Annotated in this window: 16 protein-coding genes; 6 read left to right on the top strand and 10 right to left on the bottom strand. The window is 72.8% G+C overall.

Annotation, left to right across the window (positions count from 1 at the left end; translation table 11 throughout):
• Positions 1-18 precede the first annotated feature (18 nt).
• From OHA65_RS11790 to OHA65_RS11770, 5 genes are all read right to left on the bottom strand, one after another.
• Positions 19-1,233: a sensor histidine kinase gene (locus OHA65_RS11790; RefSeq protein ID WP_371646658.1), complete on the bottom strand. Its 1,215-nt coding sequence runs from the start codon at positions 1,231-1,233 to the stop codon at positions 19-21.
• A gap of 43 nt (positions 1,234-1,276) precedes the next feature.
• Positions 1,277-2,011, bottom strand: a complete 735-nt coding sequence (locus OHA65_RS11785; protein WP_327283082.1) for a hypothetical protein — start codon at positions 2,009-2,011, stop codon at positions 1,277-1,279.
• Positions 2,008-3,906, bottom strand: a complete 1,899-nt coding sequence (locus tag OHA65_RS11780; RefSeq protein ID WP_405761819.1) for a phosphatidylglycerol lysyltransferase domain-containing protein — start codon at positions 3,904-3,906, stop codon at positions 2,008-2,010. The genes OHA65_RS11785 and OHA65_RS11780 overlap by 4 nt, the downstream gene beginning before the upstream one ends.
• A 106-nt stretch (positions 3,907-4,012) precedes the next feature.
• Entirely contained in the window at positions 4,013-5,077 is a 1,065-nt protein-coding gene (gene cobT, locus OHA65_RS11775) for a nicotinate-nucleotide--dimethylbenzimidazole phosphoribosyltransferase (protein WP_327283080.1), read from the bottom strand.
• Between the two features lie 71 nt (positions 5,078-5,148).
• Complete coding sequence (locus OHA65_RS11770) at positions 5,149-6,354, bottom strand: bifunctional adenosylcobinamide kinase/adenosylcobinamide-phosphate guanylyltransferase (protein WP_327283079.1); 1,206 nt, start codon at positions 6,352-6,354, stop codon at positions 5,149-5,151.
• A 104-nt stretch (positions 6,355-6,458) separates the two neighbouring features.
• Here OHA65_RS11770 and OHA65_RS11765 point away from each other — a divergent pair, with 104 nt between their 5' ends.
• The gene (locus OHA65_RS11765; RefSeq protein WP_327283078.1) at positions 6,459-6,671 is read left to right on the top strand and encodes a hypothetical protein; all 213 of its coding nucleotides are present in this window, start codon (positions 6,459-6,461) and stop codon (positions 6,669-6,671) included.
• Positions 6,672-6,755: 84 nt separating this feature from the next.
• Here the strand turns inward: OHA65_RS11765 and OHA65_RS11760 are convergent, their stop codons facing one another.
• Together OHA65_RS11760 and OHA65_RS11755 are read right to left on the bottom strand one after the other, a co-directional pair.
• Positions 6,756-7,463: a class I SAM-dependent methyltransferase gene (locus OHA65_RS11760; protein ID WP_327283077.1), complete on the bottom strand. Its 708-nt coding sequence runs from the start codon at positions 7,461-7,463 to the stop codon at positions 6,756-6,758.
• A gap of 101 nt (positions 7,464-7,564) precedes the next feature.
• The gene (locus OHA65_RS11755; protein ID WP_327283076.1) at positions 7,565-8,173 is read right to left on the bottom strand and encodes a DUF3043 domain-containing protein; all 609 of its coding nucleotides are present in this window, start codon (positions 8,171-8,173) and stop codon (positions 7,565-7,567) included.
• A 323-nt stretch (positions 8,174-8,496) separates the two neighbouring features.
• On the opposite strand from OHA65_RS11755, the gene OHA65_RS11750 reads away from it, so the two are divergent.
• Positions 8,497-9,291, top strand: a complete 795-nt coding sequence (locus tag OHA65_RS11750; RefSeq protein WP_327283075.1) for a PspA/IM30 family protein — start codon at positions 8,497-8,499, stop codon at positions 9,289-9,291.
• A 13-nt stretch (positions 9,292-9,304) separates the two neighbouring features.
• Complete coding sequence (locus OHA65_RS11745) at positions 9,305-9,583, top strand: PspA-associated protein PspAA (RefSeq protein ID WP_327283074.1); 279 nt, start codon at positions 9,305-9,307, stop codon at positions 9,581-9,583.
• Between the two features lie 124 nt (positions 9,584-9,707).
• Here the strand turns inward: OHA65_RS11745 and OHA65_RS11740 are convergent, their stop codons facing one another.
• Entirely contained in the window at positions 9,708-10,478 is a 771-nt protein-coding gene (locus OHA65_RS11740) for a hypothetical protein (RefSeq protein WP_327283072.1), read from the bottom strand.
• 87 nt (positions 10,479-10,565) lie between these two features.
• Between OHA65_RS11740 and OHA65_RS11735 the strand changes: the two genes are divergently transcribed.
• From OHA65_RS11735 to OHA65_RS11725, 3 genes are all read left to right on the top strand, one after another.
• Positions 10,566-11,399 (top strand): adenosylcobinamide-GDP ribazoletransferase, encoded by an 834-nt coding sequence (locus OHA65_RS11735; protein ID WP_327283071.1) that lies wholly within the window; start codon positions 10,566-10,568, stop codon positions 11,397-11,399.
• Between the two features lie 38 nt (positions 11,400-11,437).
• Entirely contained in the window at positions 11,438-12,136 is a 699-nt protein-coding gene (locus OHA65_RS11730) for a response regulator transcription factor (protein WP_327283070.1), read from the top strand.
• Positions 12,137-12,337: 201 nt separating this feature from the next.
• Complete coding sequence (locus OHA65_RS11725) at positions 12,338-15,469, top strand: efflux RND transporter permease subunit (RefSeq protein ID WP_327283069.1); 3,132 nt, start codon at positions 12,338-12,340, stop codon at positions 15,467-15,469.
• Between the two features lie 54 nt (positions 15,470-15,523).
• Here OHA65_RS11725 and OHA65_RS11720 read toward each other — a convergent pair whose 3' ends face one another.
• Together OHA65_RS11720 and OHA65_RS11715 are read right to left on the bottom strand one after the other, a co-directional pair.
• A complete protein-coding gene (locus OHA65_RS11720; RefSeq protein WP_328762507.1) occupies positions 15,524-17,806 on the bottom strand; it encodes a caspase, EACC1-associated type in 2,283 nt (760 codons plus the stop codon).
• The gene (locus OHA65_RS11715; protein ID WP_327283067.1) at positions 17,793-18,182 is read right to left on the bottom strand and encodes a hypothetical protein; all 390 of its coding nucleotides are present in this window, start codon (positions 18,180-18,182) and stop codon (positions 17,793-17,795) included. The genes OHA65_RS11720 and OHA65_RS11715 overlap by 14 nt, the downstream gene beginning before the upstream one ends.
• Between the last annotated feature and the right edge of the window lie 44 nt (positions 18,183-18,226).

Genomic DNA, 18,226 nt, shown 5'->3' with positions numbered 1-18,226 from the left:
CCGGACGAAGACCGGGGGCTAGGTGACGGGGAGGACGGCGTGCACCCGGTAGCCGCCGCCGAACCGGGGACCGGTGAAGCAGGAGCCGCCCAGCGCCGTGGCCCGCTCGCGCATGCCGAGCAGCCCGTGGCCACCGCCCGCGCCGTCGTCCTCGGCGACCTCGGCGGTGCCGCCGTCGTCCAGCACCGTCACCTCCACCGAGGTGCCGACCCGGACCACGCTGACCTCGGCACGGACCTCCGGGCCCGCGTGCTTGCGCACGTTGGTCAGGGCCTCCTGGATCACCCGGTACGCCGCCAGGTCCACCGCGGCCGGCAGCGGGTCCCGTTCCCGGCCCAGCTCGACCATCACCTTCACCGGCAGCCCGGCGTGCCGGAAGGTGTCCACCAGCTCGTCCAGGACGGCCAGCCCCGGAGCCGGCTCGGTCGGTGCCTCCGGGTCGCCGGACTGCCGCAGCAGCCCGACCGTGGCCCGCAGCTCGTTCAGCGCCGAGCGGCTCGCGTCCCGGACGTGGGCCAGGGCCTCCTTGGCCTGGTCCGGGCGTTTGTCCATGACGTGCGCGGCCACCCCCGCCTGCACGTTGACCAGGGCGATGTGGTGGGCCACCACGTCGTGCAGGTCCCGGGCGATCCGCAGCCGCTCTTCGGCGACCCGCCGCCGGGCCTCCTCCTCGCGGGTCCGTTCGGCCCGTTCGGCCCGCTCCCGTATGGCGTCGACGAACGCCCGCCGGCTGCGCACGGCGTCACCGGCGGCCGCGGCCATCCCGGTCCAGGCGAAGATCCCGATGTTCTCCTGCGCGTACCAGGGCAGCGGGCCGGCCAGCATGGCCACGCCCGTCAGCCCCGCCATCGTGAGCACGGCGATCCGCCAGGTGGTGGGCCGGTCCGTGCGCGAGGCCAGCGTGTAGAGGGCGATCACCGTGGACATGGCGACGGGAGCCCGCGGCTCGCCGGTGGTCAGCTCCAGCAGGCACAGCCCGATGGTCACGGCGAGCACGGTGCGGGTGCGGCGCCGCCGGAACACCAGCGCGGCCGCGCCCAGCACCATCAGCAGCAGCGAGAACGGCTCGGGGGTCCGGGTCCCGAAGGTGGGCCCGTGCGCGCCGTGCGGGTCGGCGAAGGAGCCGACGACCATGGAGACCAGCGCCCCGAGCGCGAGGACGGCATCGGTGGCGAGCGGATGGGCCCGCATCCAGTGCCGGGTGGGGGCGAACGGCCCGAGGTCTGTCGTCACCCCGATACGGTACGGCCTGCCTCCGGGCCGCCGGACGGGACGGTCAGGCGCCCGGCCGCTGCGGCGGCAGCGGGGCCGCCGGGGGCGGGCGCCTGCCGAGGGGGGTGCGGGAGCGCTCCGGCCCCCACTTCGCGCGGACCACGCACACCGCCATGACGGCGGCGATGGCCGCGAGGTGCTCCTTGCCCGCCAGGTTGTCCTTGACCAGCACCTCGCCGATCATCACCGCGATGACGACGGCGCCGGTCAGGTACGCCCGGTAGCGCCAGCACACGTAGATCGCGAGGCCGACCACCGCCGCCGACGGGCCGGTGTCGTTGACCACGCGGTCGGACACCGGCAGGCCGAAGGGGTGGTCGGCGCCCAGCGAGAGCCCGATCCGCGCGTACGTGGTCCCGGCGAGGGTGGCGACGTAGCCGATGACCAGCGTGCGCCACCAGCCGATGCAGATCTCGGAGATCCCGAAGACCAGCAGGATCTGGGCGAGCGCCCCCCACACGGGCAGGTCGAGGGCGGGGACGAACAGGGACAGCGGGGTCCGCAGCACGGCCAGCCACAGCGGGTCGACGGCTTTGACCGACCCGAGGTTCTGGACCGGCTGGAACCCCCAGGACGTGTTCTGGACGATCTGGAAGACCGAGGTCAGGCAGACGGCCCCCAGGGTCATCGGGGCGGCCCGCCACTTGTCGCGGACGAGGGCGTCCCGGACGGTCCAGAACAGGGGCCCCCACTCGCGGCGGGCGAACCGCCGCAGGGGGGTTGTCGTCCAAGCCGTCAACGATTGGTCTCCAGATGTTTGCGGTTCAGCCACTTCGGCAGCCCGGGTGCCTCCAGGAAGCCCTCGGCCCGGCCCGCCGCGATACCGATCCGCAGGAGGTCGGAGCTCTTCTCGAAGAGCATGAACCGCGGCTCCCAGATCGGCCGGTATTTGGCGTTGGCCCGGTAGAGGGACTCGATCTGCCACCAGCGGGAGAAGAAGCTCAACAGCGAGCGCCACATGCGCAGCACCGGACCCGCGCCGAGCTTGGACCCCCGCTCGAAGACGGAACGGAACATCGCGAAGTTGAGCGAGACCTGTGTGACGCCGATCTCCTTGGAGCGTTCCAGGAGTTCGATGACCATGAACTCCATCAGGCCGTTCTCGGAATCGCGGTCACGGCGCATCAGGTCCAGCGACAGGCCCTTGGGGCCCCACGGCACGAAGGACAGCACGGCGCGCAGCTCGCCCTTGCCGTCGGTGCACTCCAGCATCACGCACTGGCCGTCGCCGGGATCGCCCAGTCGGCCCAGCGCCATGGAGAAGCCGCGTTCGGTCGCGCCGTCGCGCCAGTCGTCGGCGCGGGTGAGGAGCACGTCCATCTCGTCGACGGGGATGTCGGCGTGGCGGCGGATGCGGACGGTGTACCCGGCGCGCTTGACACGGTTGAAGGCCTGCCGGACGGTCCGCATGGCGCGGCCCTCCAGGGTGAACTCGTCGGTCTCGACGATGGCTTCGTCGCCCAGCTCCAGCGCGTCCAGTCCGTGCCGCGCGTAGATCTGCCCGGCTTCCTCGCTGGCGCCCATCACGGCCGGCACCCAGCCGTGCTCGCGGGCCTCGGCCAGCCAGGGCTCGATGGCGCCGGGCCAGGCCTCGGGGTCGCCGATCGGGTCGCCGGAAGCCAGCGAGACGCCGCCGACGACGCGGTACGTGACGGCCGCCTTGCCGGTCGGGGACCAGATGACGGACTTCTCGCGGCGCAGCGCGAAGTAGCCGAGCGAGTCGCGGTCGCCCTGCCTGGCGAGCAGCGCGCGCAGCTTCTCCTCGTCCTCCTCGGTCAGCGGGTCGACGGCGCGGCGCGAGCGGAAGGCGGCGAGCAGCACGGCGATCAGGAGCAGCGTCGACATGACGTTGATCACGATGTCGACCCAGCCGGGGGTGGTGATCGCCGCGTAGTCGCGGGCGTTCGGCTCCAGGGTGATCAGCCGCATCACGCCGTACCGCCAGCGGGCCAGGAACGTGGCGTCGGCGGCGTCCGGGTCGGTGTTGGCGGCGCCGACGATCAGCGCGGCGAGCAGCGAGGTGATCAGCAGGCCGACGGCGCCGACGGCGGTGGCCAGCTTGGGGTTGGAGCGGTCGCCCTTGGCGTAGAACTCGCGGCGGCCCAGCAGCAGGGCGCCGACGAAGCCGGCGGTCAGCGCGAGGGAGACCCAGTTCTGCGTGTGGTCCCGGAACTCCGGGTAGCAGAGGTTGAAGTCACCGCTGGTGCACGGGGCGAAGGCGGCGGTGGCGAAGGCCAACAGCAGCATGCCGCTGAGCACGAGGTTCAGGATCCACGCGGCCCGCTTGCGCCGGCCCATGGTGACGGCGAGCAGCAACGAGAACAGGCCGGACGCGAAGCCGGCCGTGAGCAGGTACGGGGTGTAGAAATCCGCGGTGTTGTGCCGGCGCAGGTCCTGCCCGAGCGAAAGCCACACCGCACTGAGGAAGTTGACGAAGGTGACGGCGCGCAGGTACCAGACCGCGAACGCGGCGCTGCGCCGTGACCGGGCGGACCCCCGGCCGGTTCCCCGGCCGCCCCCTTCGTCCTTCTTGTCGTCTTTCCTCTCGTCTTTCCTGCTGTTCGTGTCCTTGCCGGAGCCCTGGGCCGTCTTGGCGGCCTGTGTGGCGGTCCGGTCGGTGTCTGCGCTGGTCAAGCGGGCCTCTCCCATGAAACGCGATGATATGGGGCCCCGCCGTCGATGAGTGGCCCGGTCCGGGGTACGCGGCCGGTCGGGCCGCGTAACTCCCGGAGCGGGGCGTTCAGTCCTTCGGCTCCTGCACCGCCTGCTCCGGGAGCTCCGCCGCGAGTGCGGCGGCCGCCTGGACCAGGGGGAGGGCCAGCAATGCCCCGGTTCCTTCTCCCACTGTGACGCCGTGGTCGAGCACCGGGTTGAGTGCCATCCGGTCCAGGGCCTTCGTCTGGCCCGGTTCGCCGCTGGCCTGACCGGCCAGCCACCAGTCGGGGGCCCGGAACGCGGCGCGCTGGGCCACCAGTCCGCAGGCCGCCGAGACGACGCCGTCGAGGATGACCGGCGTACGGCGGACCGCGCACTGGAGCAGGAAGCCGGTGATCGCGGCCACGTCGGCGCCGCCGACCGCGGCGAGCAGGGCGACCTGGTCGCCGAGGACCGGGCGGGCCCGGCGCAGCGCGTCGCGGATCGCCGCGCACTTGCGCATCCAGGTCAGGTCGTCGATGGGCCGGCCGCCGCGCCCGGTGACCACGGAGGCGTCGGTTCCGCACAGGGCGGCGACGAGCGTCGCCGCGACCGTGGTTCCACCGACGCTCAAGTCGCCCAGGACCACGAGGTCGGTGCCCGAGTCGGCCTCCTCGTCGGCGATCCGCATGCCGAGGCGCAGGGCCGCGTCGGCCTCTTCGAGGGTGAGCGCGTCCTCGACGTCGATCCGTCCGCTGCCGCGGCGCACGCGGTGGCGGACCACGTCCTCGGGCAGCAGCCCGGGCTCGCAGTCCAGGCCGGCGTCGACGATCCGTACGCCGGCGCCCAGGCGCCGGGCGAGGACCGACACGGGGCTGTTGCCGTCGAGCACGGAGCGCACCAACTCGTGCGCGCTGCCGGCGGCGCGGGCGGACACCCCCTCGGCGGCGATCCCGTGGTCCGCGGCGAACAGCACGACGCGCGGCCGCTCGATCGGCCGGACGGGCACCCGCCCCTGCGCCGCGGCGAGCCACTCGGCGAGCTCGTCGAGCCGCCCCAGCGCCCCGGCCGGCACGGCCAGCCGCTCACGGCGTTCCTCGGCGTCACGCCGGACGCCCCCGTCGGGGCGCTCGATCAGATCGGAGAAGTCGTCGAGATTCAGCGTGGTCATCTGCCAGAGCGTACAGCGGGTAAGGCCCTCCCCAAGCCCCGTCGGGGGTGCTCGCCGGGCGGGCCGCGGAGTCAGCCCTTGAGGACCACGACCTGCCCGGCCACCACCATCAGGACGTGCTCGCACTCGGCGGCCACCAGGTTGTTCAGGCGCCCGAGTTCGTCGCGGAAACGCCGGCCGGAAGCGGTCGCCGGAACGACCCCCGAGCCGACCTCGTTGCTGACGGCCACCACCGTGCGGCGGGTCGCCCGCACGGCCGCCACCAGCTCCGCCACCCGCTCCCGGAGGTCCTTCTGCCCCTGCCCCGCCCAGACGGCGTCGTCCCAGGCGCCCGCCCGGTCCATCGCGTCCGTCAGCCACAGCGCCAGGCAGTCGATCAGCAGCGGCGGCCCGCCCTCCACGAGCAGCGGCACCAGCTCGCAGGTCTCCACCGTCCGCCAGCTCCCCGGCCGGCGCTCCCGGTGCAGGCCGATCCGCGCCGCCCATTCCACATCGCCGTCCCGGGAGCCGCCGGTGGCCACGTAGACCACCTCCGGGAAGCCCGCCAGCCGCCGTTCCGCTTCGAAGGACTTCCCGGAGCGGGCCCCGCCGAGCACCAGCGTCCGGCGCGGCAGGTCCGGCACCGCGTGGTACTCGCCGACCGTCAGCGTCGTCCCGTCCGGCACCGCCCGTGCCCCGGCCGCGGCACACCGGCGCTCCAGCTCCCGGCCCGGCGGGGTGTCGTGGTCCAGGTGGACGGCGATCACGTCCGTGGTCGGCCCGGCGGCGCCGCTCGCCCGCAGCCGGACCAGCGCTTCCGGCCGGCCCAGCACGTCCGCGAGGACCATGTCGTAGGGGCGCTGCCCGTCGCCGTGGTCCGTCCCGGCCGGTGCTCCGCCGGGCGGGAGGTACAGCAGCCGGCTCCCGTCCGGGCCGGTCACCTCGTACCCGGTGCCCGGCGCGTCCATCGGAACCGCCCGCACCCGGTGCCCGCTGATCACCGCGAGCTCCTGCCCGTCCGGCACCCGCCCGGCCGCCGGCAGCCCCGGCGGCAACTCGACCGGCGGGCCGTCGTGCGGATGGGTGAGCAGGACCTGGCGCACGCCGGCCAGCGAATGCCCCGCGCGGGCGCCGGCGAGCACCGCCCCGGGGGTCAGGTCGAGCAGCAGCGCCCCGTCGACGAGCAGGGAGGTCGCGGCGCGCGCCCGGGGGCCGACGGAGACCGCGCAGACCGCGCAGGGACAGCCGGGGCGGGGCAGTCCTTCGGGTGTGCCGGTGCCGAGCAGAGTGAGTTCCACGAGAAGATCCTCCCGCGTCGCCGAGAGTGGTGCGCGCCCGGTTACTCTGCGGGCAGACTCAAGGCGAGAAGCGTGCGAGCAGCGGACGAGCAACGGAGGCGGACATGGCGTGGACGTGGCGGTTCGAGACGGCCGACGGCAGCGAGACGAGCCCGTCGGTGCAGCCGGAGGAGTTCACGACGCAGGGCGACGCGGAATCCTGGATCGGTGAGTACTGGAAGGACCTGCTGGAAGGCGGCACCGAGAAGGTGAAGCTGTCGGACGACAACGGCACCGAGCTGTACGCGATGAGCCTGCGCGAGGCGCTGGACGCCTGAGCGGCGCCCGCCGATGCACGAAGCCCGGACCCCGCACGGGGTCCGGGCTTCTGCGGTTCTCGGTCTCTTCGGGGAGGCGTCGGGTCAGCCCCGTACGCCGCACAGGTGCAGCAGCGCGGCGACCCCGCGGTACGGGTCGGTCCGCCCGGCGCGGTCCTCGGCGGCCAGCAGCCGCTCCAGCTCCTCGTCGGGGGGCAGCGTCTCGCCGGCCTCGGTCCCGTCGGTGAAGACGCGCACGCCGTACCAGGCCTGCAGCGGCGCACCGATCCCGGACAGCGTGGCCGTGAGCCCGGACAGCCGGTCGGCCCGCACGTCCAGGCCCAGCCGGTTCGTGTAGTCGACGGTGTCGAAGGCGGCCAGCGCACCCGCCCAGTCGGCGTCCAGCCCGGGCCGCATCGCCAGGGCGTCGCCGTTGCGCACCAGCAGGGACAGAAGTCCGCCGGGCGCCAGCATCCGGGCCAGCCCGGCCAGCATCGCGTCGGGCTCGGGCACGTACATCAGGACTCCGTGGCAGAGCACCACGTCGAAACTGCCCGGCGTGAAGTGCGCGCCGGTCTCCCGGCCGTCGCCCTCCAGGAACTCGACCCGGTCCTGGATTCCGGCGGGCTCGGCCGCCAGCGCCGCATGGGCGACGGCGAGCATGGCCGGGTCCTGCTCCAGCCCGGTGACCTTGTGCCCGGCGCGGGCGAGGCGCAGCGCCTGGGTTCCCTGGCCCATGCCGACGTCGAGGACGCGCAGCCGCTGCCCGACCGGGAAGCGCTGCGCGATCTGTTCGTCGACCTGCCGGCCCACGAGTTCCTGGCGGACGGCGTTGCGCAGTCCGCCCAGTCCCTCAAGCCACAGCCTGGCGCCCCCCGCGAAGCCGTCCCCCGACGTTCCGGGCTTCCCTCCGCTCAGGGCCGTTCCCCGCGCTTGACCTGCGGCTTCGGCAGGCGCAGCCGGCGAATCTGGAGGGTGCGCATCAGGCCGTACGCGACGGCGCCGCGGCGCGGCTCGTCGGGGAAGCGCTGGGCGAGGGCCTTGCGCAGCCGGAAGGCCAGGCCGATGGAGTCGAGGATGATCAGGGCGATCACCGCGAGCCACAGCAGCAGGGCGATGTTCTGGATCGAGGGCACCCGCACCATGCTCAGCACGAGGATGATCACCGCGAGCGGCAGGAACATTTCGGCGACGGAGTAGCGGGAGTCCACGAAGTCGCGGACATACCGGCGGACGGGGCCCTTGTCACGGGCGGGCAGATAGCGCTCGTCACCGCTGGCCAGCGCTTCGCGCTGCTTGGCCATCTCTACGCGGCGGCGCTCACGGGCACGCTTGGCGTCCTCCTTGCGATTGCCGGTCGAGGCCACCACGGCCTTGCGCTGCGACTGGGCCACAGCACGCTTCGGCGTCGGGCGGCCCTTCGGGGCCTGCGGGTTACGGGGCTGCGAGAGGTCGGCGCTCACCTTGTCGGTGGCGGCGGCCTTCTCTTCCTTGGAGGAGCGGCTACCAAACACAAAACCCAAGCCTACGTGGTCGCGGCCGGGTACCCCACTCCGCTCGGGAACGATCCGGCAACGGCCGGCGTCTTCCCTGTGCAGGGTTCGTACTGCGGGTCGGGCCTCATCCCGGACCCCCGGCGCCGGTCGGGGGAGCACCTACTCCCTACGCCTGACACGGGCGGGGGTGGAGTCGTCCTGGAGGAGGAGCGCATCCGTACACGAACAGTGCGGTAATGGAGACAGGGCCCGTACTGTGGGTTCTGATGGCGGTCGGCCCGGGGGACCGGGATGATCGCCATGGCTGGTGACCTGGAGCGAAGTCCGTCAGAAGGGGGCGCGCGAAGCCCATGAGCGGTGTCATGAAGCGTATGGGGATGATCTTCCGCGCGAAGGCGAACAAGGCCCTGGACCGGGCCGAGGACCCGCGCGAGACCCTCGACTACTCGTACCAGAAGCAGCTGGAGCTGCTTCAGAAGGTGCGCCGCGGCGTCGCCGACGTGGCGACCTCCCGCAAGCGCCTGGAGCTGCAGCTGAACCAGCTCCAGGGCCAGTCCGCCAAGCTGGAGGACCAGGGTCGCAAGGCCCTCGCCCTGGGCCGCGAGGACCTGGCCCGCGAGGCGCTGTCCCGGCGTGCCTCGCTGCAGCAGCAGGTCAGCGACCTGGAGGTGCAGCACCAGACCCTCCAGGGCGAGGAGGAGAAGCTGACGCTGGCCGCGCAGCGCCTACAGGCCAAGGTGGACGCCTTCCGCACGAAGAAGGAGACCATCAAGGCCACGTACACGGCGGCGCAGGCGCAGACCCGCATCGCGGAGTCCTTCTCCGGCATCTCCGAGGAGATGAGCGACGTCGGCCTGGCCATCCAGCGCGCCGAGGACAAGACCGCCCAGCTCCAGGCCCGCGCCGGCGCGATCGACGAGCTGCTGGCCTCCGGCGCCCTGGACGACCAGAGCGGCCTCGGCTCCAAGGACGACATCCAGGCCGAACTGGACCGCCTCTCCGGCGGTACGGACGTGGAGCTGGAGCTCCAGCGGATGAAGGCCGAGCTGGCGGGCGGCCCGTCGGCGCAGCAGCAGGCCATCGAGGGCGGGGCCCCGGGCAACAACCAGCAGTCGCAGACCCAGCACCGCTTCGACAAGCAGTAGGACGGGGCCCGTCATGATTGTCCGCATCATGGGGGAAGGACAGCTGCAGGTGGCCGACGGCCACTTCGCCGAGCTCAACAAGCTGGACGACGAACTGCTCGCGGAGATGGAGGGCGGGGACGAGGACGCCTTCCGGCGCACGTTGGGCGCGCTGCTCGACGCCGTGCGGCGGCTCGGCACGCCACTGCCGGACGACGCCCTGGAGCCGTCCGAGCTGATCCTCCCCGCGGGCGACGCCTCGCTCGACGAGGTCAGGCAGATGCTCAGCGACGACGGCCTGATCCCGGGCTGAGCCCCGGCGCCGCGACCCGGACGTGACGGCGCCCGGCCGGCCCCCTTCGCGGGGGCGGGCCGGGCGCCGCCGGTTTTCCCTCAGCGCTCCGTCAGTGCTTCGTCAGCGCCTCGTCGGTGCTTCGTCAGTGTTTCGTCGGCTTGGAGACGGGAGCCCGCGCCGGGTCGGGGGTCCCGCCGATGAAGTCCTCGAACTTGCGGCGCGGGGCCGCCCAGCGCCGGTCGTGGTGGAAGGCGCGCAGCCTGGCCTTGGCGCGGGCCCGCGGGCGTTTCGCGTAGAACCTCTTCGCGTACGGGGAGCCCGGCCGGGCCAGCCGGATCGCCCCGATCAGTGCCACGAAGGGGATGACCGTGCCGAAGAGCGCGGTGCGCGCCTTGCCCTTCCACAGGGCGATCAAGGCCAGGAAGAAGTTGGTGGCGGTGTTCATGATGACCAGCCCGCGGCTCTGCCGCTCGTCGGCGGTCAGGTCGTTGACGCCGAAGGGCAGGAACCCGCCCAGCACCAGCGCCACCAGGGCCGCCGTCAACACCACGATCTCGACGCTCTTGCGGCCCTGCTCGCTCCAGTAGACGTCGTCGAGGTGCAGGATCAGCGCGAACTCGTCCAGCACGAGGCCCGCGCCCAGCCCGAAGATGACGGCGGAGGCCATGGCGCCGAGACCGTACCGGCCGCTGCCGACCGCCCCGAACCCGCCGATGATCACGAGGATGATGCCGGGCACCACGTGATGGACGTGCACGCCGCCCGGGGTGATGTTCTTGAAGGGTCCCCGCCCCGCCCGGATCAGCCGGGTGATCACTCGGGTGACCAGGAACGACATGACGAAGGAGAGCAGCGCGAGGAGCAGGGGCAGTTTCCCCGGTTCGACGATGTTCCGGTACCACCAGTGACCCATACCGCCGGCTCCCCTGTCGTGGCAGCTCCCTATTTTTCCCGTATGAGGCAATTTACCGTCCGCGGCGAACAGGTAGCGTTCGCGCCGATGAAAGATTCGTTCGATGACCAGCCTCCCGCGCCGCCCCTGACGCCGCCCGCCGAGCGCGCCTCCCTGCGAGACGGCCTGTGCTTCGCGTTCGGCACCCTCACCGTGCTGCCCGCCCGCATCACCCGCTGGGACCGGCCCGCAGCCCGCACCGGCATGGCCTGCGCACCCCTCGCCGGATTCGTCGTAGGCGTGCTCGCGGCGGTACCGGGGGTGCTGCTGCTGGTCCTTGGCGGCGGCCCGCTGCTCGCGGCGGCCGTCACCGTCGCCGTACCGGCCGCCCTGACCCGGGGACTGCACCTCGACGGGCTCGCCGACACCGCCGACGGGCTGGGCAGCGCGAAGCCGGCCGATGTGGCGCTGCGCATCATGAAGCAGTCCGACATCGGCCCGTTCGGGGTGGTGGCGCTGCTGCTGGTGCTGCTGGTCCAGGCCGGGGCGCTGGCGGACCTCTACGCCGAGAGCTGGGTGCACGGGGCCCTGGCGACGGTCATCGCGGCCGTCACCGCCCGGCTGGCCATGACGGTGGCCTCCCGTGACGGCGTGCCGCCGGCCCGCCTCGAAGGGCTGGGGGCGGCGGTGGCCGGGGTGCTCCCCAAGCGCTCGGCCGCCGGGATCGCCGCCCTGGTGGCCGCCTCGGCCGGGGTGGCCGCCCTGCCGGTGGGGCCGGGCGCCGCCGTCCAGTGCGCGGGCGCGGTCCTGATCGCCCTGGGCGCGGCGGAGCTCCTGCTCCGGCGGTGCGTACGCCGCTTCGACGGGGTCACGGGCGACGTCTTCGGCGCCCTCGCCGAGATCGCGGGGACCACCGCCCTCGTCGTCCTGGCCCTGGGCTGACCGCCCTCCCCGGAGAGGGGACCGCGTAGGGTCGGGGCGTGGAAGAGACGCCGACGACCATCAGGGTGCTGCTCGCCGACGACCAGGCCCTGCTCCGCAGCGCCTTCAAGGTGCTGGTCGACTCCGAGCCCGACATGGAGGTCGTCGGCGAGGCCTCCGACGGCGCCCAGGCCTGCGCGCTCGCCCGGCAGGCCCGGCCCGACGTGGTCCTCATGGACATCCGGATGCCCGGCACCGACGGGCTCGCCGCCACCCGCATGATCAGCGCGGACCCCGAACTCGCCGCCGTCCGCGTGGTCATGCTGACGACCTTCGAGGTCGACGAGTACGTCGTGCAGTCCCTGCGGGCCGGCGCCTCCGGCTTCCTCGGCAAGGGCGCCGAGCCCGAGGAACTCCTCAACGCCATCCGCGTAGCTGCGGCCGGGGAGGCGCTGCTCTCCCCGGCCGCCACCAAAGGGCTCATCGCCACCTTCCTCGCACAGGGCGGCGGAGCCGATCCCGCCGCCCCCGCCGCGCACGCCGAGCGGCTCGCCGCACTGACCGTCCGGGAGCGCGAGGTCCTCGTCCACGTCGCCGCCGGCCTGTCCAACGACGAGATCGCCGGACGGCTCGAAGTCAGCCCGCTCACCGTGAAGACCCACGTGAACCGGGCCATGGCCAAGCTCGGTGCCCGGGACCGGGCCCAACTGGTCGTCATCGCCTACGAATCGGGTCTGGTCCGACCCCGGGCCGAGTAGCGCCGCCGGCCGTACACGGGTCCGGGAGCACGACAGCGCGCAGCGGCGTGGAGTACGGCCGCGTACTGCGGACGCGGTATGCGGCGCATAAAGAGGCGGCACCTGGGGGCGACGCAGCACCGCCCCGGCGTGCGGAAGGCTGAAGGCCCGCGGCCTTCAGGCCCAGCCCCGCGCACGCCACTGCAGAGAGATCCCACACCCATGTCCTGGCTGTCCCGCTTCAGCCTGGCCCAAAGAGCGCTGATCGGCCTCGTGTCGATCACCGCACTGCTCTTCGGCGCCATAGCCATCCCGCAGCTCAAGCAGCAGCTGCTGCCGTCCATCGAACTGCCGATGGTGTCCGTGCTCGCGCCCTACCAGGGCGCCTCGCCCGACGTGGTGGAGAAGCAGGTCATCGAGCCGATCGAGGCCACCCTCAAGGGTGTCGACGGCATCACCGGCATCACCTCCACCGCCAGCGAGGGCAACGCCCTCATCATGGCCAAGTTCGACTACGGCGACAGCGGCACCAAGCAGCTCGTCGCCGACGTCCAGCAGGCCGTGAACCGGGCCCGGGTACGGCTGCCCGCCGAAGTCGACCCGCAGGTCGTGGCCGGCTCCACCGACGACATCCCGACCGTCGTCCTCGCCGTCACGTCGGACAAGGACCAGCAGGCGCTCGCCGACCAGCTGAACCGCTCCGTCGTCCCCGTCCTCGAAGACGTCGAAGGCGTCGGCCAGGTCAGCGTGGACGGCGTCCAGGACCTCCAGGTCGCCATCACGCCCGACAACGCCAAGCTCGCGGCGGCCGGCCTCGACGGCGCCGCCCTCGCCCAGGGCCTCCAGGCGGGCGGCGCGACCGTCCCCGCCGGCTCCTTCGACGAGGCCGGCAAGAACCGGACGGTGCGCGTCGGCGGCGGCTACACCTCCCTCGCCCAGCTGCAGGACCTGCGCCTGAGCGCCGGCCCCGGCAAGCCGGCCGTACGCCTCGGCGACGTCGCCGCCGTCAAGCAGGAACCCGCCAAGGCCGTCTCCCTCACCCGTACCAACGGCAAGCCCAGCCTCGCCCTCGTCCTCACCATGGACAAGGACGGCAGCGCCGTCGCGATCTCCAACGCCGTCCAGGACAAGCTGCCCGAGCTGCGCTCCGCCCTCGGCGCCGGCGCCGAACTGACCGTCGTCAGCGACCAGGGACCGCCCGTCGCCAAGTCCATCTCCAGCCTCACCACCGAAGGCCTCCTCGGCCTGCTCTTCGCGGTGATCGTGATCCTGGTCTTCCTGGCCTCGCTGCGCTCGACGCTGGTCACCGCGGTCTCCATCCCGCTGTCCGTGGTCCTCGCGCTGATCGTGCTCTGGACCCGCGACCTGTCGCTCAACATGCTGACCCTGGGCGCGCTCACCATCGCCATCGGCCGTGTCGTCGACGACTCGATCGTGGTCCTGGAGAACATCAAGCGCCACCTCGGCTACGGCGAGGAGCGCGAAGCCGCCATCCTCGCCGCGGTCAAGGAGGTCGCCGGCGCGGTCACCTCCTCCACGCTCACCACCGTGGCCGTCTTCCTCCCGATCGGCTTCGTCGGCGGCATGGTCGGCGAGTTCTTCGGCCCGTTCTCCCTCACGGTCGCCGCGGCCCTGCTGGCCTCGCTGATCGTCTCCCTGACGGTCGTCCCGGTGCTTTCGTACTGGTTCCTGCGCGCGCCGAAGGGCGTCGACCTGGCGAACGCCGAGAGCGTGGCGAAGGCCCGGCGCGAAGCCGAGGAGAAGGAGGCCAAGAGCCGCCTCCAGCGCTTCTACGTCCGGGCCCTGGGCCTGGTCACCCGCCGCCGGATCGCCACCCTGGCCGTCGCGGTGATCGTCCTCGTCGCCACCTTCGGGATGGCCCCGCTGCTGAAGACCAACTTCTTCGACCAGGGCGAGCAGAGCGTCCTGACGGTCAAGCAGCAGCTGCCCCCGGGCACCTCGCTGGCCGCCTCCGACGCGGCGAGCCGCAAGGTCGAGAAGGCCCTGACCGAGGTCAAGGGCGTCAAGGACTACCAGGTCACCGTCGGTTCCTCCGGCTTCCTGGCCGCGTTCGGCGGCGGTACGGGTTCCAACCAGGCCTCGTACCAGGTCACCCTGGAGGACTCCGGAGACTCCGAGGGCGTCAAGAAGCGCATCGAGGACGCGCTCGGCAAGCTTGGAGGCATCGGCGACACCAGCATCTCGGCGGGCGGCGGCTTCGGCAGCCAGAACCTCAGCGTGGTCGTCAAGGCGGGCGACGCGGACGTCCTCGCCAAGGCCGCCGAGCAGGTCCGCGCCGAGGTGGCCACGCTCGACGACGTCACCGACGTCCAGAGCGACCTGTCCCAGTCCGTGCCCCGGATCTCCGTGACCGCCACCCCGAAGGCCGCCGAGGCGGGCCTCAACCAGGCCGCCCTCGGCGCGATCGTGGCCCAGGCCGTCCGCGGCACCCCGGCGGGCAAGGCCGTACTGGACAACACCGAGCGGGACGTCGTCATCAAGTCCGCGCAGCCTGCCACCACCCTGGCCGAACTGCAGGCGCTGCCCGTCGGCCCGGTCAAGCTCGGCGACGTCGCGGAGGTCAAGGAGGTCCCCGGCCCGGTCTCGATGACCCGGATCGACGGCGCCCGCGCCGCGACCATCACCGCGAAGCCGGTCGGCGACAACACCGGCGCGATCGGCGCCGCGCTCCAGACGAAGATCAAGGCACTGGACCTGCCCGACGGGGCCACCGCCACCATCGGCGGCGTCTCCTCGGACCAGAGCGACGCGTTCGCCTCGCTGGGCCTGGCCATGCTCGCGGCCATCGCGATCGTGTTCATGCTGCTGGTGGCCACGTTCCGCTCGCTGGTCCAGCCGCTGATCCTGCTGGTCTCGATCCCGTTCGCGGCGACCGGCGCACTCGGCCTGCTGCTGGTCACCGGCACCCCGCTGGGCGTCCCGGCGATGATCGGCATGCTGATGCTCATCGGCATCGTCGTGACCAACGCGATCGTGCTGATCGACCTGGTCAACCAGTACCGCGCCCAGGGCCTCGGCGTCGTCGAAGCCGTCATCGAGGGCGGCCGGCACCGACTGCGCCCGATCCTCATGACCGCCCTCGCGACGATCTTCGCGCTGCTCCCGATGGCGCTCGGCGTCACCGGCGGGGGCGGGTTCATCTCACAGCCGCTCGCGGTGGTGGTGATCGGCGGCCTGGTCAGCTCGACCCTGCTGACGCTGCTCCTGGTCCCGACGCTCTACACGATGATCGAGCTCCGCAAGGAGCGCCGCCGCTCGAAGCGCGAGGCCAAGCGCAACTCCCGCCTGACGGTGGTCCCGCAGGTCTCCGAGGAGACCCCGGCCGGCGTCTGACCCACTGACGGGCCCGAAGGGGCGTCCCGCACGGCGGGGCGCCCCTTCTCGTTCTCAGATCAGCGACAGGTACGCGGTCACGGCGGCCTCGACGGCGTGCAGCATCACCCACGGGTGCGTGGCGGGGGTCCACACGTACTCGCTCTCGGACGGCACGACCCCGCGGTGGTGCACCGCCTCGTAGGTGACGGCCGGCCAGTCCGCCTGGACCGCCTCGACCACCTTGGCCGGGTCCCGCTCTCCGTGGTTCTCGGCCAGAGCCCACAGCGGCTGGGCAAGCGCCCGCTTCAGCGCCGCCTCGACCGGGCGCTCCTCCCACGGCCGGGTGTCCCGGTGGAGCCGGCGGCCCAGCGCCGCGAGAGCCGCGGCCTCACCGGGCAGAACACCTTGGACCAGGGCGGCTTGTGCCCTGCGGACGGCCAGCCGCACCTGCGCCACGCGTCGGTGGCGGGCCCGTTCGTCCGAACCGCCGACGAAGACCTCGGCGACCTTGCCGGTCAGCAGGTGCCACTCGGTCAACGCCGGGTCCGACGACGGGGTCATCTCGGTGCGGAGCTTCTCGACGTACTCGGCGTGCGCCTCGGGACTGCCGCGGTCGCGGACCAGCGCTGTGCACTGTGTGGTGGCGACCACGAGCCGGGCGCTGCCGAGACTCACGGCCGTGGCTTGCGGGACGGCGACGCAGGCCCCGGTGAAGTGGGACGCGATCTCGCACTGGACCGCGCGCCAGGGGCGGCTCAAAGCGGGTGGGGCGACGGCCATGCAGGGGCGGCCGGTGTCCCGGAAATGCCCGGCGAGGGCCGCGTGGGCCTCCTCGTCGAACGCCGGTGCCACCACGACCAGGGGCCGCCGCTTGTCCCCGTACGAGACGGCCCACCGGGCATCGGACGCCGAGGAGAGCCGCTGCCCGCACACCAGCACTGAGGCGTCCCGCAGCGCCGTTCGTCCCGTCACCTCGTCGGCGGGGAGGTACGGCGACAAGTGGCCGCCCAGAACACAGGCGTCGGAGACACGGCTCGTGATGCCGGAACCCGCGGAGGGCTCGACCAGGACGAAGGCCCCGAGACCGGCGCCGTGCACGGCCCTGACGACGTGCCCACTGAACACCTCCGGGGGAACCACCCGGCCGACGTCCACCTGGGTCATGGCCACCGGACGCGGATTCCACTCAGTGAGCAGCTTCCTCGCCGAATCGAGGACCTCTGAGACGGTCCTGGCCAGCGGAGTCGGATGGGAGCCCCCGGCCAGCGCCGGCTGGAGCGCACGGACCATGGCTTCGAAGAGCACCACCGCGGTCGCCGTACCGTCCTGCGCCCGCCGGTACTGGTCGGCGACCAGATCGCGGACGAGGCCGACGCCGAGCGCCGCGTGCCCGGACCCCGTCGGTAGCGCGGCGACGATCTCCCGGGTGTCGGTGCTGCTGTACGGGACGCCGTCCGGGCCGGTGAGCAGCACCCGCCGGGGGACGGGCCCCAGGGTGCGCCGCAGCGGTGCGGCCGCCGAGGTGATCCCGGTGAGGACCTCGACGGCAGGGGTGCCGAGGGTGGGCAGCGGGCGGGGGAGGCGGACCGGCCCGGTGCCGTCGGGGGCCGCCCGGCGGGCCACCTTCAGGGTGCCCTGGCCGCCCAGGACCCAGCGCAGCGGGCTCTGCCGGGCGTCGCGGGCCAGCATCTCCTCGCGGACGTGGCCGTACAGGTCCTCGACCGAGACCCAGCCGTCGCCGTCACGGTCCGCCCGTCCCGACCGCAGGCCCTCCACGGCCGCCGCGGTGAAGACGGACAGCTGCCCCTCCCCGGTCTCGGTGACGGGGCCTTCGCCCTCCCAGGCCTGCTGGAGCGCGTCCGTCGCCGTGATCACCGCCACTCCGGTGTCCTTGAACTCCTCCAGCAGGTGCACGGCGGTGTCCGCCGACTTCGCGCCGCCCGGCCGGAACGCCCCGCTGTAGCAGCAGTCCAGCAGCACCAGGATCTTGCGGGAACCGCACCGGACCAGCCGGCCGTTGACGAAGGCGGCCGGGACGGAGGTCGACTCCAGCAGGTCGCGGTCGGTGTCGGCGGCGGCGAAATACAGCTGGAGCTTGGAGTCCTTGATGCCGTGGCAGGACAGGTACAGCAGCAGCTGGTCGTCGGGTCTGCGGGCGCGGAAGAAGCGCTCGATCTCGCGCCGGACGACGTGCGAGGGCTGGTCGATGACGGGTCGGACCGCGTAGCCGCCGATGCCCGGATCGCTGAGCACGTCGGACAGCTCCATGGCGTCCAGCCCCGGCGAGCGGAGCCGGTTGAGCCGGGAGTCCTCGTAGGTGGAAGTGCCGATGACGAGCGCTTCACGCACCGCCATTGCGCGGCGCCTCCGGCCTCGTGGTCTGCGCGACGAAGTGGTCGAGCAGCCGCTGCCGTTCCCCTTCGGTCAGCCGCGCGGCCTCGAATTCGTCCTCCCCGATGCGCACGCGGACCTGCCGGGAGCCGGCCCATTGCACCCAGGACTCGAACGCCGCGACCACGGCGGCGAACAGGGGTGGTCCCACGGCCACCAGGATCTCGGCGGTCGTCAGGCCGCCGGACTTGGACCCCGGCGGAGCGGGCCGCTCCCGTACGCGGACCTCGTCGACGCCGAGCTCGTCCAGCGCCGCCACCAGCTCGGCCCGGGCCTCCTCCCGCTCCTGCGCGTCGGCGTCCGGACCTGCGTCGGCCAGTACCTCGATGTAGCGCGTCATGGCGATCAACTCCCCCTTCGTACCGGGGAGGTTAAACGAAAGGG

It is taken from the genome of Streptomyces sp. NBC_00045, assembly GCF_045041095.1.
In the GTDB taxonomy this organism is placed as follows: domain Bacteria; phylum Actinomycetota; class Actinomycetes; order Streptomycetales; family Streptomycetaceae; genus Streptomyces.
The sequence above is the reverse complement of the archived record's forward strand: the minus strand, read 5'-3'. Positions and strand labels throughout refer to the sequence as shown.

Excerpts from the sequence above, each read along its gene's own strand:
- cobT (WP_327283080.1), bottom strand. The coding sequence starts at position 5,077 with ATGACCACGCTGAATCTCGACGACTTCTCCGATCTGATCGAGCGCCCC.
- OHA65_RS11765 (WP_327283078.1), top strand. The coding sequence starts at position 6,459 with ATGGCGTGGACGTGGCGGTTCGAGACGGCCGACGGCAGCGAGACGAGC.
- OHA65_RS11750 (WP_327283075.1), top strand. The coding sequence starts at position 8,497 with ATGAGCGGTGTCATGAAGCGTATGGGGATGATCTTCCGCGCGAAGGCG.
- OHA65_RS11745 (WP_327283074.1), top strand. The coding sequence starts at position 9,305 with ATGATTGTCCGCATCATGGGGGAAGGACAGCTGCAGGTGGCCGACGGC.
- OHA65_RS11740 (WP_327283072.1), bottom strand. The coding sequence starts at position 10,478 with ATGGGTCACTGGTGGTACCGGAACATCGTCGAACCGGGGAAACTGCCC.
- OHA65_RS11735 (WP_327283071.1), top strand. The coding sequence starts at position 10,566 with ATGAAAGATTCGTTCGATGACCAGCCTCCCGCGCCGCCCCTGACGCCG.
- OHA65_RS11725 (WP_327283069.1), top strand. The coding sequence starts at position 12,338 with ATGTCCTGGCTGTCCCGCTTCAGCCTGGCCCAAAGAGCGCTGATCGGC.
- OHA65_RS11720 (WP_328762507.1), bottom strand. The coding sequence starts at position 17,806 with ATGGCGGTGCGTGAAGCGCTCGTCATCGGCACTTCCACCTACGAGGAC.
- OHA65_RS11715 (WP_327283067.1), bottom strand. The coding sequence starts at position 18,182 with ATGACGCGCTACATCGAGGTACTGGCCGACGCAGGTCCGGACGCCGAC.